This is a genomic window from Aerosakkonema funiforme FACHB-1375 (assembly GCF_014696265.1).
GTDB classification, from domain to species: domain Bacteria; phylum Cyanobacteriota; class Cyanobacteriia; order Cyanobacteriales; family Aerosakkonemataceae; genus Aerosakkonema; species Aerosakkonema funiforme_A.
The window spans coordinates 68,445-83,623 of record NZ_JACJPW010000025.1 but is presented as its reverse complement, the minus strand read 5'-3'; the positions used below and the strand labels follow the sequence as shown (position 1 = coordinate 83,623).

9 protein-coding genes are annotated in these 15,179 nt (G+C 45.2%); 8 read left to right on the top strand and 1 reads right to left on the bottom strand.

Annotated features, from left to right (window positions below; translation table 11 throughout):
• Positions 1–130: 130 nt before the first annotated feature.
• Positions 131–913 carry an SAM-dependent methyltransferase gene (locus H6G03_RS11875; protein ID WP_190464582.1) on the top strand — a complete coding sequence of 261 codons (783 nt, stop codon included), beginning with the start codon at positions 131–133 and terminating at the stop codon, positions 911–913.
• Between the two features lie 3 nt (positions 914–916).
• Here the strand turns inward: H6G03_RS11875 and H6G03_RS11870 are convergent, their stop codons facing one another.
• Positions 917–1,249, bottom strand: coding sequence for a hypothetical protein (locus H6G03_RS11870; RefSeq protein ID WP_190464581.1), 333 nt, complete (start codon positions 1,247–1,249; stop codon positions 917–919).
• Between the two features lie 259 nt (positions 1,250–1,508).
• On the opposite strand from H6G03_RS11870, the gene H6G03_RS11865 reads away from it, so the two are divergent.
• The 7 genes from H6G03_RS11865 (at position 1,509) to H6G03_RS11835 (ending at position 15,134) form a co-directional block, all read left to right on the top strand.
• On the top strand, positions 1,509–2,117 hold the full coding sequence (locus tag H6G03_RS11865; RefSeq protein WP_190464580.1) for a hypothetical protein: 609 nt from the start codon (positions 1,509–1,511) through the stop codon (positions 2,115–2,117).
• A gap of 92 nt (positions 2,118–2,209) precedes the next feature.
• Positions 2,210–3,397, top strand: coding sequence for a cytochrome P450 (locus H6G03_RS11860; protein ID WP_190464579.1), 1,188 nt, complete (start codon positions 2,210–2,212; stop codon positions 3,395–3,397).
• Positions 3,394–4,446: a tetratricopeptide repeat protein gene (locus H6G03_RS11855; RefSeq protein WP_190464578.1), complete on the top strand. Its 1,053-nt coding sequence runs from the start codon at positions 3,394–3,396 to the stop codon at positions 4,444–4,446. Before H6G03_RS11860 ends, H6G03_RS11855 begins: the two co-directional genes overlap by 4 nt.
• Before the next feature lie 68 nt (positions 4,447–4,514).
• Positions 4,515–4,799, top strand: coding sequence for a hypothetical protein (locus H6G03_RS11850; protein ID WP_190464577.1), 285 nt, complete (start codon positions 4,515–4,517; stop codon positions 4,797–4,799).
• Positions 4,800–4,865: 66 nt separating this feature from the next.
• Entirely contained in the window at positions 4,866–5,246 is a 381-nt protein-coding gene (locus H6G03_RS11845) for a nuclear transport factor 2 family protein (protein WP_190464576.1), read from the top strand.
• A gap of 130 nt (positions 5,247–5,376) precedes the next feature.
• Positions 5,377–12,102: an ATP-binding protein gene (locus H6G03_RS11840; RefSeq protein ID WP_190464575.1), complete on the top strand. Its 6,726-nt coding sequence runs from the start codon at positions 5,377–5,379 to the stop codon at positions 12,100–12,102.
• 467 nt (positions 12,103–12,569) lie between these two features.
• Positions 12,570–15,134 carry a glycogen/starch/alpha-glucan phosphorylase gene (locus H6G03_RS11835; RefSeq protein ID WP_190464574.1) on the top strand — a complete coding sequence of 855 codons (2,565 nt, stop codon included), beginning with the start codon at positions 12,570–12,572 and terminating at the stop codon, positions 15,132–15,134.
• The last annotated feature ends 45 nt before the right edge of the window (positions 15,135–15,179 follow it).

Here is a 15,179-nt window from a genome sequence, read left to right as displayed (position 1 = left end):
AATTCTTACGCTCCCCCGCTCCCCCACTTCCCCACTCCCCCACTCCCCCACTCCCCCCTCTTCCCTCTTCCCTCTTCCCTAGCCCCTAGCCCCTAGCCCCTAGCCCCTAGCCCCTAGCGGAGTTTTTAACTTGCAAACAGGTTCTTTAACAGTAGTCGGTACTGGTATTCAACTGGTCGGTCAGCTGACTTTAGCAGCGCAAGCTCATATCGTGCAAGCCGACAAACTATTATTCGCCGTAGCTGACCCAGTGACGGCCAAATGGTTGCGATCGCTCAACCCCACCGCCGAAGCTATACCTTATAATACCGATCGCACTCGCAGAAAAGAAACCTATCGCGAGATGGTCGATCGCATCCTCTCCGAAGTGCGCCAAGGATTGAATGTATGTGCTGTTTTTTACGGACATCCCGGTGTATTTGCCGATCCAGCCCACGGAGCGATCCGACAAGCCCATCAGGAAGGCTTTCGGGCGCAGATGCTACCGGGGATTTCCGCAGAAGATTGTTTATTTGCTGACATCGGTCTCGACCCTGGTGTCAACGGATGCCAAAGTTTTGAAGCGACTGATTTCCTGATTCGGCGGCGTAAATTCGATCGCACCAGCGCCCTGATTTTATGGCAAATTGCCACGATCGGCAATCTCGGTTTCTATCAAGAAGGAGGACATATACACGGATTGACCGTCTTAGCAGAAGTTTTGCAGACACATTATAGTCCTGAGTGGCAAGCGATCGTCTACGAAGCCGCCGTTTATTACCCAGTTTGCGAACCGGTGATCCAGCGCGTTCCTCTATCCAAACTACCAGAAGCGAAAGTTACTCCCGTTTCTACCCTTTACGTACCCCCATTTGGCCCAGCACCGCTCGATCGGGAAATGATGGCGCGTTTGGGGCTAGGGGCTAGGGGTTAGGGGTTAGGGGTTAGGGGTTAGGGAAGAGGGAAGAGTGACACTCCCTTCCCACTCACTCAGGGCACTGAGTTCAAGCGCATTGCAAAAGCTATTGAGGCTATTGAGCAAAGCATTATAGTAAAGGTAAGCATCGTCCCGTTCATCTTGAAGACGGGCATACAAGGTCAGCTCTGGCTCTGGGGCTAGATGTTCTAAAGGAACGTCTAAGCCTGCTTCGGTTAAGCGGGTTGCTGCAATCGCAACCAATAATGACCCAACTGTATTCGCCTCACCATTATGAAGATCGTTCAGTCCAGGTAGGATTAACTCTGCTCCCGGCAACTCATTAAGACTCATGATTGACCCCCCTCTCGGTTACCTTCAAAACGGTCAATGAAGTTCTCGACTCTGCTTCTTAGCACATCAGGGAACAGGGAACAGGGAACAGGGAACAGGGAACAGGGAACAGGGAACAGGGAAGAGTGACTTTTGACTTTACTTCCTTCGCGGTGGAAGATGTGATACTACTGCTACGTAGAACTTATACATTGCCAGACATAACTCCCTTCCCACCCACCCAAGTAAACTTATAAAATCCCCTGCCCCCTTTACCAGCATGGCTTACAGCGATTTTACACTAGAAAAAGTACAGAAAGCTTTTGGTTTAACGATTTCCGATCGCGTGAATCTCTTTGCTAATATTCCCGAATTAGAAAGCAGCAATTGGCTGAAAGAAACCCTTGATTATAATGTGCCGATCGCATTGGGTAGCAATACAGAAAAAGCCCGCTCTGAACTGATTATCGCGCCTATTTTAGTCGAACTGAGAAAACAACTTAATTCGGAGATAGGTTTGTTTTCAGGAATTGATTTTACTGTCGATCCAAACAGAGGATTAAACGGAAGTTGTGATTTTATCATCAGTAATTCACCTCAATTACTAATTTTAAGAGCGCCTGCAATTATGCTAGTAGAAGCGAAAAAAGAAAATATTAATGCCGGATTGGGTCAGTGCGTGGCTGAAATGGTAGCGGCTCAGATTTTTAACGAACGGGAAGGAGAGGAAGTCGCCGATATTTATGGAGTGGTAACAACAGGAGAAATTTGGAAATTTCTTAAACTAACAGGAGAATTAGTCCAAATCGATTTGGTTGAATATTTTCTCAATAACATCAATAAAATTTTAGGTATATTAGCCAGCGCCGTTCCAAAAAATAGCTCCTAGCCATAGCTTTCAGACGCTAAATCTGAGTCTTTGAATATAGCTTCCGTTTTGAGTTTTGCATAATCTAAAATCCTCTCATCCTCTTATCCAAAATGTTTGACAATCCCGAATTTATCGCCAACCCTTACCCAACTTACAGCGATCTGCGATCGCACAGCCCAATCCATTGGGTTGATATTTTGGGCGGAGCTTGGCTATTACCACGTTATGACGATGTTGTCAATGCTTTGCGCGACCCGCGCCTTTCCGCCCAACAAAGCGACTTGTTTTTTGCCGATTTTCCCCCTGAAATGCAAGGAGAATTTGCCGAATTCAATCGCATTTTTGGGATGTGGTTGCTATCTCTTGACGGTGCGGAACACAATCGCGTGCGTAAGCTGATGAACAAAGGGTTTAAGATGGCGCTGCAAAATCTGCGACCCCGGATTCAAAAAGTAACCGATTTGCTGCTCGATCGCGTGCAAGCTACCGGAGAATTCGACTTGATGCGCGATTTTGCCCTGCCTTTCCCCATGCTGGTGATGGCGGAAATGCTGGGGGTAGATTCTCAGGATCGAGATGATTTCATTTCCTGGTCGGAAGATATTCTCATCATAGCAGATGCGCCGCAAGTTACCCTGGAATTGGCACGCCAAGCTCAAAAAAGTTTGATCGCCCTTAACGAATATTTTCGCACTATCATTGCAGAACGGCGTCAGAATCCGGGCGACGATTTGATTAGTTTTTTGATTCACGCGGAAGAAGATTCTGTTCTGACAACTGATGAAGTTATCGCCCAATCTTCCCAATTAATTGCGGCTGGATATGCTTCGATTCGCAATTTTTTGGGCAATGGAATATACTTGTTGTTGAAGCATATTGACCAATGGGAAATCTTGCGGAATAACCCATCTTTAATGCCAAATGCTTTGCGAGAATTGTTGCGTTATGAAAGTTCGGCTCAATTTGCCACTCGCTTTGCTAGGGAAGATTTCTTTCTGCACGATCGACTAATTAAAAAAGGCCAAACAGTGATCGCCTTAATCGGTTCCGCCAATCGCGACCCGGAGAAATTTCCCAATCCCGACGTTTTGGATATCACTCGCAACGCCGACCATCATCTCGCTTTCGGCTACGGCGCACACGCTTGTCTGGGCGCTACCCTCACCTACATTCAAGCGGAGATTGCTTTCCTGACTGTAATTCAAAGAATGCCGAATTTACGATTGGTTAACGATACACCAGAATGGAATCCCGGCTTGCTTTTTAGAGGATTTAATTCGCTACCGCTGCTTTTTTGAGGACATATAATTTCAACCATTACAATCGCATCAAAATTTACCTCAACGATCGCATCATGAACAACTCCCATACAATCCCCATCGCCCAAAACCCCAACAATGCCAAAACCTTTGCCCAACGCGGTGAAAGCTACCGTCAGATGAAACGCTATCCGGAAGCATTGGCAGATTTTAACAGAGCGATCGCACTTTCGCCAAATTACGCTTGGGCTTACGCACACCGAGGCGTTGTTTATCGGCGGTTGTTGCGTTATGAGGAAGCATGGGCAGATTTTAACAAAGCGATCGAACTCAAACCGGATTATGCTTGGGCTTATGCTTATCGGGGCGTGATGTGCAGTATTGCCAATCGCTATGCTGAAGCGGTGGTGGAATTCGATCGCGCGATCGCACTTGATGAGACGATCGGTAAGTATTGGGGTAACGAACGCGGTTTTCCTCTCATGCGACTGGGACGGTACGCCGAAGCAATGGAATGTTACGAGCAAACCTTGACAGCAAGACCGAATGACCCTCTTGCCGTCTATTGTATTGCTGTTAACCAGACTCTTTGGCAAGGATTGGCGAAAGCGCAAACCGAAATCGATCGAGCGCGGACTGTATTGCAGTCGATGGTGGATGCAGAAGAAACCCAGTTTCTCAAAGAAACCCGGTTTCTCAAAGAAACCGGGTTTCTGTCTAACTCCGATCATCCCCAAGAAACCGGGTTTCTGTCTAACTCCGATCATCCCCAAGAAACCGGGTTTCTGTCTAACTCCGATCATCCCCAAGAAACCGGGTTTCTGGCTAACTCCGACGAAACTGCCAATCCAAAATCCCAAATCCCAAATCTAAAATGGTATGGTGGCAGCGATATCGCCCTTTACGCATTGGGCGGTTTGGCTGTATTGGCAGGGGACTTTGACAAAGCATTGAACTATTTGCAAGCAGCCATATCCGTTGAATACGACCTCAACGTCGAGATGGTGCGTAATGACCCCGCTTGGTTTAATTTGCACAGCGATCCCCGCTTTCAAACGTTAATTAATCGCAAAAATTCTTGCTCTTAAAGGTTAAGGATGGTATATATCGAGTCATAATGCTAAAAATTTGCACCTACCTAAAGAGGGACTTAATTTTGAGCAAGCTATACGAGTTATTGACCGATTTGGCCACCAATCCCCAGAAACAGGCTGCATTTGCCCAGTCTCCCACCGCAGTGATGGATGCGGCAGGGTTAACAGAAGTCGAGCAAGCCATTGTCAAGAGCGGCGAAAGAGCTACAATTATCGCTGCTTTTGCAGACGAACTGCCTGTATTGTCTATTGCTTTTCGGGAACCCGATCCAGATCCTTCTCCCGATCCAGATCCTTCGCCTGCACCTGATTCTTCCCCAGATTCACAACCTTCCGAGGGAATTTAGTCAACCACTGTCTAACAGCAGCGCGTTCCGAGAAGAACTCAAAGATTAGCAAGACAGGAGATAATTGTGACAGAAGAAGAAAATTTGAAAATAGTGCAGACAATAGTCCAAAACTATGAAGAAGGCAAAGCTCTCACACCATCAGAAGAATACTTGGCAAAAGATATAGAGTGGATTGTATCTGGATCGATCGACGATCCATTAACTGGTCGATATGTTGGCATCGAACAGGTAGAGCAGCTTTTCGCAATATTCAATCACATAGTAGATGGAGGACGACACGAGACAAAAGAGTACATTGTTCAAGGTGACAAAGTTGTCGTATGCGGGGAGGAAAGAATCCAGTTCAAGAACAACGGTCGTAATGTGCAAAGCAGTTTTGTCTATGTGATTACTCTGCGTGAAGGCAAAATTGTCCAGTGGCGAGTAATTTATGGTTATCCCTAATGGGAGACAGTTTCAGATTTAGCTTGTTAAAGTAACTTTTAATCAAGGTTGGGTTTATTTATCAACCCAACTTTGTTTTGCCATTATTACTTTATTTACTTACATTTAAGTTAATTAAGAACAAATTAAGATGAATATAACATTTTCAGGCTACCAAATAACTAAAAAACTCCACGAAAGCGATAATTCGTTGGTCTATCGCGGAATTCGGCAACTAGATAAACAATCAGTTATCCTCAAGATACTCAAGGAACTTTACCCACCGCCGGAAAAAATTGCTTGGTTCAAGCGAGAGTATGAAGTCATTTGTAACCTGAACCAAGCTGGCGTAGTAAATACCTACAGTTTGGAAAGAGATAGCAACCGCTGGGTGATGGTATTAGAAGATTTTGGAGGTACATCTCTAGCCCAGTTGATGCAAGCAGAAGAAACTTCTTCCCCAACTCCTATCCTTGTCGGAGAAAGAAAAAATCTTCCTCTTTCCCCCTCCCCTCATAGGGAAACAGAGTTTGGGGGGTTAGGTTCTTTGGCAGATTTTTTAACAGTAGCTATTCAGATTAGCGAAATTTTGGGTCAAATTCACCAGCAGCATATTATCCACAAAGATATTAACCCAGCAAATATTATTCTGAATCCAACTACCGGGCAAGTAAAACTCATTGATTTTGGAATTTCTACAGTTATTTCGCGAGAAAATGCAACTTTTCGCAATCCAAATATCTTAGAAGGAACGCTGGCCTATATCTCGCCAGAGCAAACCGGACGCATGAACCGTCCCATCGATTACCGCACAGATCTTTACTCGCTGGGAGTCACATTCTACCAGTTACTAACGGGCGAGTTACCCTTTCCCATAGAAGATGCGATCGAACTGGTGCATTGCCATATTGCCAAAGTTCCCTTACCGCCGCACGAACTCAAACCGGAAATTCCCCAAATAATTTCACAAATCGTCCTCAAATTAATGGCAAAAAATGCCGAAGACCGCTACCAATCTGCCTACGGACTGAAAGCAGATTTGGAGCAATGTCTGCATCAATGGCAGCGGAAAAAGCAAATCGAGCCCTTCCCTCTAGGGCGTGCCGATGCTTCCGATCGCTTTCAAATTCCCCAAAAATTGTATGGCCGAGAAAAAGAAATTGAAACCTTATTGGCATCCTTCGATCGCGTTAGCTTGGGAGCCAGCGAATTAATGTTGGTGGCTGGATATTCCGGGATTGGTAAATCAGCTTTAGTACAGGAAGTTTATAAACCCATCACCGGCTCGCGAGGATATTTTATTGCCGGTAAATTCGATCAATTTCAACGCAATATACCTTACGCATCCCTTATCCAAGCATTTCGTTCTTTAATCCTACAGCTACTAACAGAAAGTCAAGCTCAAATAGCCGCTTGGCGTGAAAAATTGCTGGTTGCTTTGGGTTCAAACGGTCAAGTGATGATAGAAGTAATCCCCGAATTAGAACTAATTATCGGACAGCAACCAGAAGTACCAATTTTAGCACCTGCGGAAGCAGAAAATCGGTTTAATCTCGTTTTTGGGAAATTCATAAAAGTATTTACTCAACCACAACATCCCCTCTGCATTTTCTTAGACGATTTACAGTGGAGCGATGGTGCTTCGCTAAAATTAATTGAACGTTTGATGACGGCGGCAGATAGTAAATATCTGTATTTAATTGGAGCCTATCGGGACAACGAAGTCAGCGAAGCTCATCCCCTCATGCTGACCTTGGCAGAGATCGAGAAGGCTAATGCAACGATCGATCGCATCTTCCTTTCTCCACTAAAATTGTCCGATGTTAATCAGTTAATAGTCGATACCCTTCATTGCGACTCGGAGACAGCTTTACCCCTGGCAAAATTAACAGTAGCTAAAACAGGCGGTAATCCTTTCTTTATCAATGAATTCTTAAAAGCTCTCTACGCAGAAGGATTAATTTCTTTTGACTATCAGCAAGGCAGTTGGCAGTATAATTTACCGGAAATTAAAAAGCGGGGCTTTACTGATAATGTAGTTGAACTGATGGCAGGAAAAATTCAAAAATTGCCAGAGCAAACACAAGCAGTGTTGAAACTAGGCGCTTGTATTGGTAATCAATTTGACCTCCAAACTCTAGCAGTAGTCTATGAAAAATCTCTCCGAGAAACAGCAGGCGATTTGTGGCAAGCAATTGCAGAAAATTTAATCTTACCTTTAAGCGATACTTACAAACTATTAGACCTCGATGTACAAGATTTGGTCGGCCAAGTAAATGTTGAATATAAGTTTGCCCACGATCGTATCCAACAAGCAGTTTACTCCCTTATTCCTGCGGAAGACAAGCAAGCAGTGCATTGGCAAATCGGACAGTTGCTACTGCAAAATACCCCCCCAAATAAGGAAAACCAAGAAATATTTGAAATAGTCAATCACCTAAACCAAGGTAGAGCGTTAATTAGGCAACAATCTGAGAGCTATGAACTGGCAAAATTAAACTTGCTAGCGGCACAGAAAGCCAAAGCATCGGCAGCTTATCAATCCGCATTTAATTATGTGAAACTTGCGATCGAATTGTTGCCAAAAACAGCTTGTAAAACTGAGTATAGACTAACTTTAGATTTATATTTAGAAGCGGCAGAGTCAGCATATTTAAGCGGCCAATTTGAAGAGATGGAGCAATTAGCTGAAATCGTCCGCAAAGAAGCTATTTCCTTGCTGGATAAAGTGAAAATTTATGAAGTAGAGATTCAAGCCTACATTGCCCAAAACAAGCAAATAGAAGCAATGCAAGCTGCTCTCCAAATTCTTAAAATGTTAGGCATCACTTTTCCAGAGCGGATAACTGATTCCGATATAATGCTTGAACTAGACCAGATAAATTTTACTTTGGGAGAAAGACAAGTTGAAGAGTTAATAAATCTAACAGAAATGATAGATACTAACAAACTTGCAGCAATGCGTATTCTCAACAATTTATTTGCTATTGCATTTAAAGTAGCTCCTCATTTGCTAGCATTATCTGTATTCAAACAGGTATATTTCTCACTCAAATACGGAAACGCTAATGAATCAGCTTTCTCTTATGCTTGCTATGGGTTAATTATTGGTGGCATCATGGGAAATATTGATTCCAGTTATGCTTTTGGGCAACTAGCGTTAAATTTACTATCAAGGAGCAAGGCAAAAAAATTTAAAGCCGGAACAATAAACATAGTTTGCGGGGCGACAACTCACTGGAAGGAGCATATTAATAAAACATTAAAACTTTTGCAAGAGGGCTATTATAGCGGATTAGAAAACGGAGCTTTGGAATACTCAAGCTATTGTTTATTAGTCTTTTGCGTACATTCCTATTTTATTGGTAAGGAACTAACCGCACTTGAACGGGAAATGGCTTTATACAGTGAAGCGATCCGTCAAAATAAACAGCAAACTATTGTTAATTACTCTGAACTTTGGCGACAGGCAGTCTTAAATTTGTTAGGGAGGAATCAAAACTATTTTCAATTGATAGGTGAAGCTTACAACGAAGAAAAAATGCTGCCTGTCCAATTGGCGGCAAACGATAGATCGGGGACTTACTACTTATTTTTTAACAAAATGGTTATTGCTTATCTCTTTCAGGATTACTTGCAAGCCGTTAAATTTGCAAATAAGGCTGAAGAGTATTTAGACGGAACTATAGGAATGACTCCTTTCTATCAATTCCATTCTTGGGATTCCCTAGCTCATCTGGCTGTATTTCCCGATGCTGACGAACCAGAAAAAGAACGCATTCTCGCCAAAGTCGCCGCCAACCAACAAAAATTAGAAACATGGGCCAATCACGCGCCCATGAACTACCTGCACAAATTCTATCTAGTCGAAGCCGAACGCGCCCGCATTTTGGGTAAATACGGCGACGCCAGAGAATATTACGACACAGCGATCGCATTAGCCCGCGAAAACGAATACCTCAACGAAGAAGCCCTCGCCAACGAACTCGCAGGCAAATTCTATCTAACCAGAAACCAAACTCATTTTGCCCGCCACTACCTGCAAAACGCTCGCTACCTCTACCAACAATGGGGTGCAGTCGCCAAAGTCCAACATTTAGAAACCAAATATCCAGAATTCTTCACCGCCTCAACCACTTCCTCCCCCACCAAAACCACCATTTCCACTATCACCACCACAGGTGGAACAACCTCCGGTCAACTAGATTTAGCCAGCGTCCTCAAAGCTTCCCAAGCCATATCCGGCGAAATCCTCCTCGATAAATTGCTCGCCAAACTAATGAAAATCCTCATCGAAAATGCAGGCGCACAAAAAGGATTTCTCATTCTCCCCGCCCCAAAACAATCAGAAAGCGAAACAACTAACTGGGTAATCGAAGCATCCGGAACCGTCGATGCTGAGGAAGTAACCACCCTGGAATCCATCCCCATAGACTTTGTAGATTCCTCCACCGGAATTCCCCTCCTCAGTACCGCCATCGTCAACTACGTCGCCCGTCGTCAAGAAATCGCAGTTCTCGACAACGCCGCCGAAGAAATCGCCAATCCCTCCTCCCAAATCCAAACTCGCAACGACCCCTACCTCCTCCACGCCAAACCCAAATCTCTTCTCTGCATTCCCCTCCTCAATCAAGCCAAACTCAGCGGCATTTTATATCTAGAAAATAACCTCACCACCGGCGCATTTACCGCCGACAGATTGGAACTCTTAAAACTTTTGTCTTCGCAAGTAGCCATCTCCATAGAAAACGCCAAACTCTACCGAGAAACTACCGCCCTCAACGAAGAACTGAAAAAACTCGACAAACTCAAAGACGACTTTTTAGCCAACACCTCCCACGAACTCCGCACCCCTCTCAACGGCATCATCGGCATCGCCGAATCCCTCATCGACGGTGCCGCCGGACGCCTCAACGACAAGCAAACTGCTAACCTTTCAATGGTAGTTGCCAGCGGCAGAAGATTGGAACGTTTGGTCAACTACGTCCTCGACTTTTCCCAAATCAACAAAGGGAAAATGGAACTGCAAACAAAACCTGTCGATTTCCGCCAAATCGCCGAAATTGTCATCACCCTTTCCAAACCGCTTTTAGGTGAAAAATTCCTCCAACTCAAAAACGAAATTCCCGCCAACCTCCCACCCATTGAAGGTGACGAAAATCGCCTCCAACAAATCATGCACAACTTAATCGGCAATGCCATTAAGTTTACCGCCGCCGGTTCGGTCACCGTTTCCGCCATCCCCAAAAACGGCATAGTCGAAGTAACAGTTACCGACACCGGTATCGGCATTCCCCGCGAAAAATTTACCGATATCTTTAAATCCTTTGAGCAAGTTGACGCCTCCATCTCCCGCGAATACGGCGGCACCGGATTGGGCTTAAGCATCACCAAACAACTGGTAGAATTGCACGGTGGCACCATCTGGCTAGAATCGGAAATCGGCAAAGGTTCCAGCTTCACCTTTACCCTCCCCACCAGCAGCCAAACACCAGAAGTAACCGCTCAATTAACGCAAGAAATTACCAAAGTGCGGGAAGAAGTCGCCGCGCCGCGATTGGTGCCTGTAGAAATATTACCTTCCCAGGCCGATTTTACCATTTTAGTGGTAGATGACGAACCGATTAATTTGCAAGTAGTCACCAACCACTTATCTATGTACAACTACAACATCATCCAAGCTATCAGCGGTGCCGATGCTTTACAAATTGTGGAAACACAGCGCCCGGATTTGGTAGTTTTGGATATCATGATGCCGAAAGTATCCGGTTACGAAGTTTGCCAAAAAATTCGCGAACACCACAGCGTCAACGAATTGCCCATTTTAATGCTAACTGCCAAAAATCAAATCGCCGATTTGGTACAGGGCTTCAGCGTCGGCGCTAACGATTATCTCACCAAACCAGTCTCCAAAAACGAACTGATCGCTCGCATTCAAACTCAAATCAAACTGTGCAATTTGGAAGCCCTGCGCCAAAGCGAAGCGCGAGAAAGAGAGAAAGCCCGTCAGTTAGAAGAAGCCCTGCAAAGACTGCAACGCACCCAAGCCCAACTCATCCAAACCGAAAAAATGTCCAGCTTGGGGCAGCTAGTCGCCGGCGTCGCCCACGAAATCAACAACCCCACCAATTTTATCTACGGCAATATCATTTATATCAAACAGTACAGCGAACAATTGCTCGATCTTGTCACACTTTACCAGCAACAGTATCCCAATCCCACCGCCGAAATTGCCGAAGCGCTTTTAGACAACGAAATCGAATTTTTAAGTGAAGATTTGGAGAGAATTTTGTCGTCAATGCAAAACGGTGCCGAACGCATCCGCAAAATAGTCGTGGCACTGCGAAACTTCTCCCGACACGATGAATCCGAGACCAAACCTGTGAATATTCACGAAGGTATTGACAGCACCTTAATGCTTTTGCAATCGCGCCTCAAACCAGAAGGCGGCAGTTTGGAAATTAACGTGATTAAAGAATACGGCAACCTACCGAAAGTGACTTGTCAAGCTTCACAAATCAACCAAGTATTTATGAATATTCTCGGCAACGCCATCGATGCTTTGGAAGGATACAGTAAATTTCAAGTCGCTAATCTGAAAGAATCGCACCCAGTACCCACCATTCGCATTCGCACAGAACAAACTACCCCCAACGCGATCGCCATCCGAATTAGCGATAATGGCCCAGGCATGATACCGGAGGTAGTTGACAAAATCTTCGATCCGTTCTTCACCACAAAACCGGTAGGGTCTGGCACCGGCTTGGGTCTGTATATCTCCCACTCGATCGTCGTCGAATCTCACGGCGGTCAACTCAGTTGCATTTCCATTCCCGGACAGGGGTCGGAGTTTGCGATCGAAATTCCCATTAAGTAAAAGCGAGGGGCTAGGGGCTAGGGGCTAGGGGCTAGGGATTAGGGGCTGGAGAAGAGGGGAGTGGGGGAGTGGGGGATAAGCTAAAAGATACATAATCTTGCACCGGGAAGGGAGTAATATTTTCCCTTTTCCCTTTTCCCTCTCCTTCTTCCCTCTTCCCTTTTCCCTCTCCTTCTTCCCTTTTCCCTTTTCCCTCTCCTTCTTCCCTCTTCCCTTTTCCCTCTCCTTCTTCCCTCTTCCCTTTTCCCTCTCCTTCTTCCCTCTTCCCTTTTCCCTCTCCTTCTTCCCTCTTCCCTAGCCCCTAACCCCTAACCCCTAGCCCCTTTCTTGACTTTACGCACTGTATGTGTAAATGGTTACCGAAAAAGGCAGGCAATATAGAGAAAATATGATTTTGGATCGATTTTGGGTCAACAAATTCTATACTCAGAGCCAGCCAAAATCTAAAATCCTAAAGGATAAGAGCTATGCAAACTGTACCTAATCCAGTCCTCGAATGTAAGCCAATTATTCAGGTAGAAGACGATCGCACGGGATTGAGCATTGAAGCGCTCAAACGAGGGTTCTTGGATAACCTTTTCTACGTACAAGGCAAGTTTTCCGGGATTGCGACGAAAAACGATTGCTACATGGCATTAGCTTACACAGTGCGCGATCGCTTATTCAAACGCTGGGTAGACACTGCCGAAACTTACACAAAAAACGGTTCGCGGACGGTTTGCTATCTTTCCGCAGAATTCCTCATGGGCCCACACCTGGGTAACAACCTGATCAATTTGGGTATCTACGACCAAGTTAAACAAGCCATTGAAGAATTGGGACTCGACTTCTACGAATTACTCGAACAAGAAGAAGAACCCGGACTGGGTAATGGCGGTTTGGGGCGATTAGCTGCCTGTTACCTCGATTCGATGGCCAGCTTGGAGATTCCCTCTCTAGGTTACGGCATTCGTTACGAATTCGGTATTTTCGAGCAAAAAATTCAAGATGGCTGGCAAGTCGAAATCACGGACAAATGGTTGCGCTTCGGCAATCCGTGGGATGTCGCCCGTCCGGAATGGTCAGTAGAAGTGAAACTGGGCGGTCATACAGAATCTTATGTTGACGAGAACGATCGCTACCGAGTCCGCTGGATTCCCTTCCAAGTTGTCAAAGGCATCCCCTACGACACACCCATTTTAGGATACAAAGTCAACACTGCCAATACCTTAAGATTGTGGGCAGCGGAAGCACCGGAATCCTTCGATTTTGAAGCCTTCAACTCAGGCGATTACGTAAAAGCCGTGCAAGCCAAGATGACTTCCGAGAATCTCTCGAAAGTCCTCTACCCCAACGACAACGTATCCCAAGGTAAAAAATTGCGGTTGGCGCAGCAAATCTTTTTCGTGTCATGTTCCCTGCAAGACATGATTCGGATTATGAAAGGGCAAAAGATTCCCTTGGAAAAATTCCACGAAAAATTTGTCATTCAACTCAATGATACCCATCCTTCGATCGCCGTCGCCGAATTGATGCGATTGTTAGTGGACGAATACGGAATGGAGTGGGAACAAGCTTGGGAGATTACTACCAAAGCTTTCGCTTATACCAACCATACCCTCTTACCAGAAGCCTTAGAAAAATGGCCTCTGGGCTTGTTTGGGGAACTATTGCCCCGACACCTGCAAATTATTTATGAAATTAACGGTCGTTTCCTCGACGATGTGCGGATCAAGTTTCCCGATGATTTCGATCGACTCAAACGAATGTCCCTCATTGACGAAAGCGGCGAACGCTACATCCGCATGGCCAATTTGGCTTGCGTAGGCAGCTTTGCGATTAATGGGGTGGCGCAATTGCACACCGAACTGCTGCAAAAAGATGTCTTGCACGACTTCTACGAAATGTATCCGGAGAAGTTCAACAACAAGACAAATGGCATCACCCCGCGCCGTTTCATGGTATTGAGCAATCCCCGACTGTGCGAACTTATTGACAGCAAAATTGGCAACACCTGGATCAAAAATTTGCACGAACTTCGCCAGTTAGAAGCTTTTGCAGAAGATGTAGAATTTCGCCATAAATTCCGGCAAATCAAACAAGCAATCAAGCAAGATTTAGCTGAATATATCAAAGCCAAAAACGGTATTGATGTCGATGCCAATTCCTTGTTTGATATTCAAGCCAAACGCTTCCACGAATACAAGCGCCAGCACTTAAATGCGCTGCACATCATTACCCTGTACAACCGCATCAAGGCAAATCCCAATATTGATATTACGCCGCGCACTTTCCTATTCGGCGGCAAAGCAGCCCCAGGTTATTACATCGCCAAGTTGACTATCAAATTAATCAATTCGATCGGTGAAGTAGTCAACCGCGACCCGGATGTCAGAGGACGACTGAAAGTTGTTTTTCTGGAAGATTACAGCGTTAAATTTGCCCAACGAGTTTATCCGGCGGCGGATTTATCGGAACAAATTTCTACAGCCGGAAAGGAAGCTTCTGGAACTGGAAACATGAAATTTGCTCTGAATGGGGCGCTCACTATTGGCACCTTAGATGGCGCGAATGTGGAAATCCGCGAAGAAGTAGGAGAAGAAAATTTCTTCCTGTTTGGATTAACCGCAGAAGAAGTGTATGCCAAAAAAGCGCAGGGCTACGACCCGATGTATTATTACAACCGCGACCCAGAATTGAAATTGGCGATCGATCGCATTTCTTCCGGCTTCTTCTCTCACGGCGATGCCAATTTGTTTAAACCTTTGTTAGATACCCTATTGCATCGCGATGAATATATGCTATTGGCAGACTATCGCTCTTATATAGAATGCCAAGAACAAGTCAGTCAAGCTTACCGAGATGTAGAAAACTGGACGCGGATGGCCATTTTAAATGTAGCGCGGATGGGCAAATTTTCTTCCGATCGATCGATTAGCGATTATTGTGAAGATATTTGGCAAATTCAACCAGTCAAAATAGAATTGTCAGAATATCTGCAAACAGATGTCGATCGATTGAAGATCATCAACGAAGAGTCATTCGCGATCTAAGGTACGTTGTTGCGCTTCAGCCCTCCGGATAAGAGCGCTGAAGCG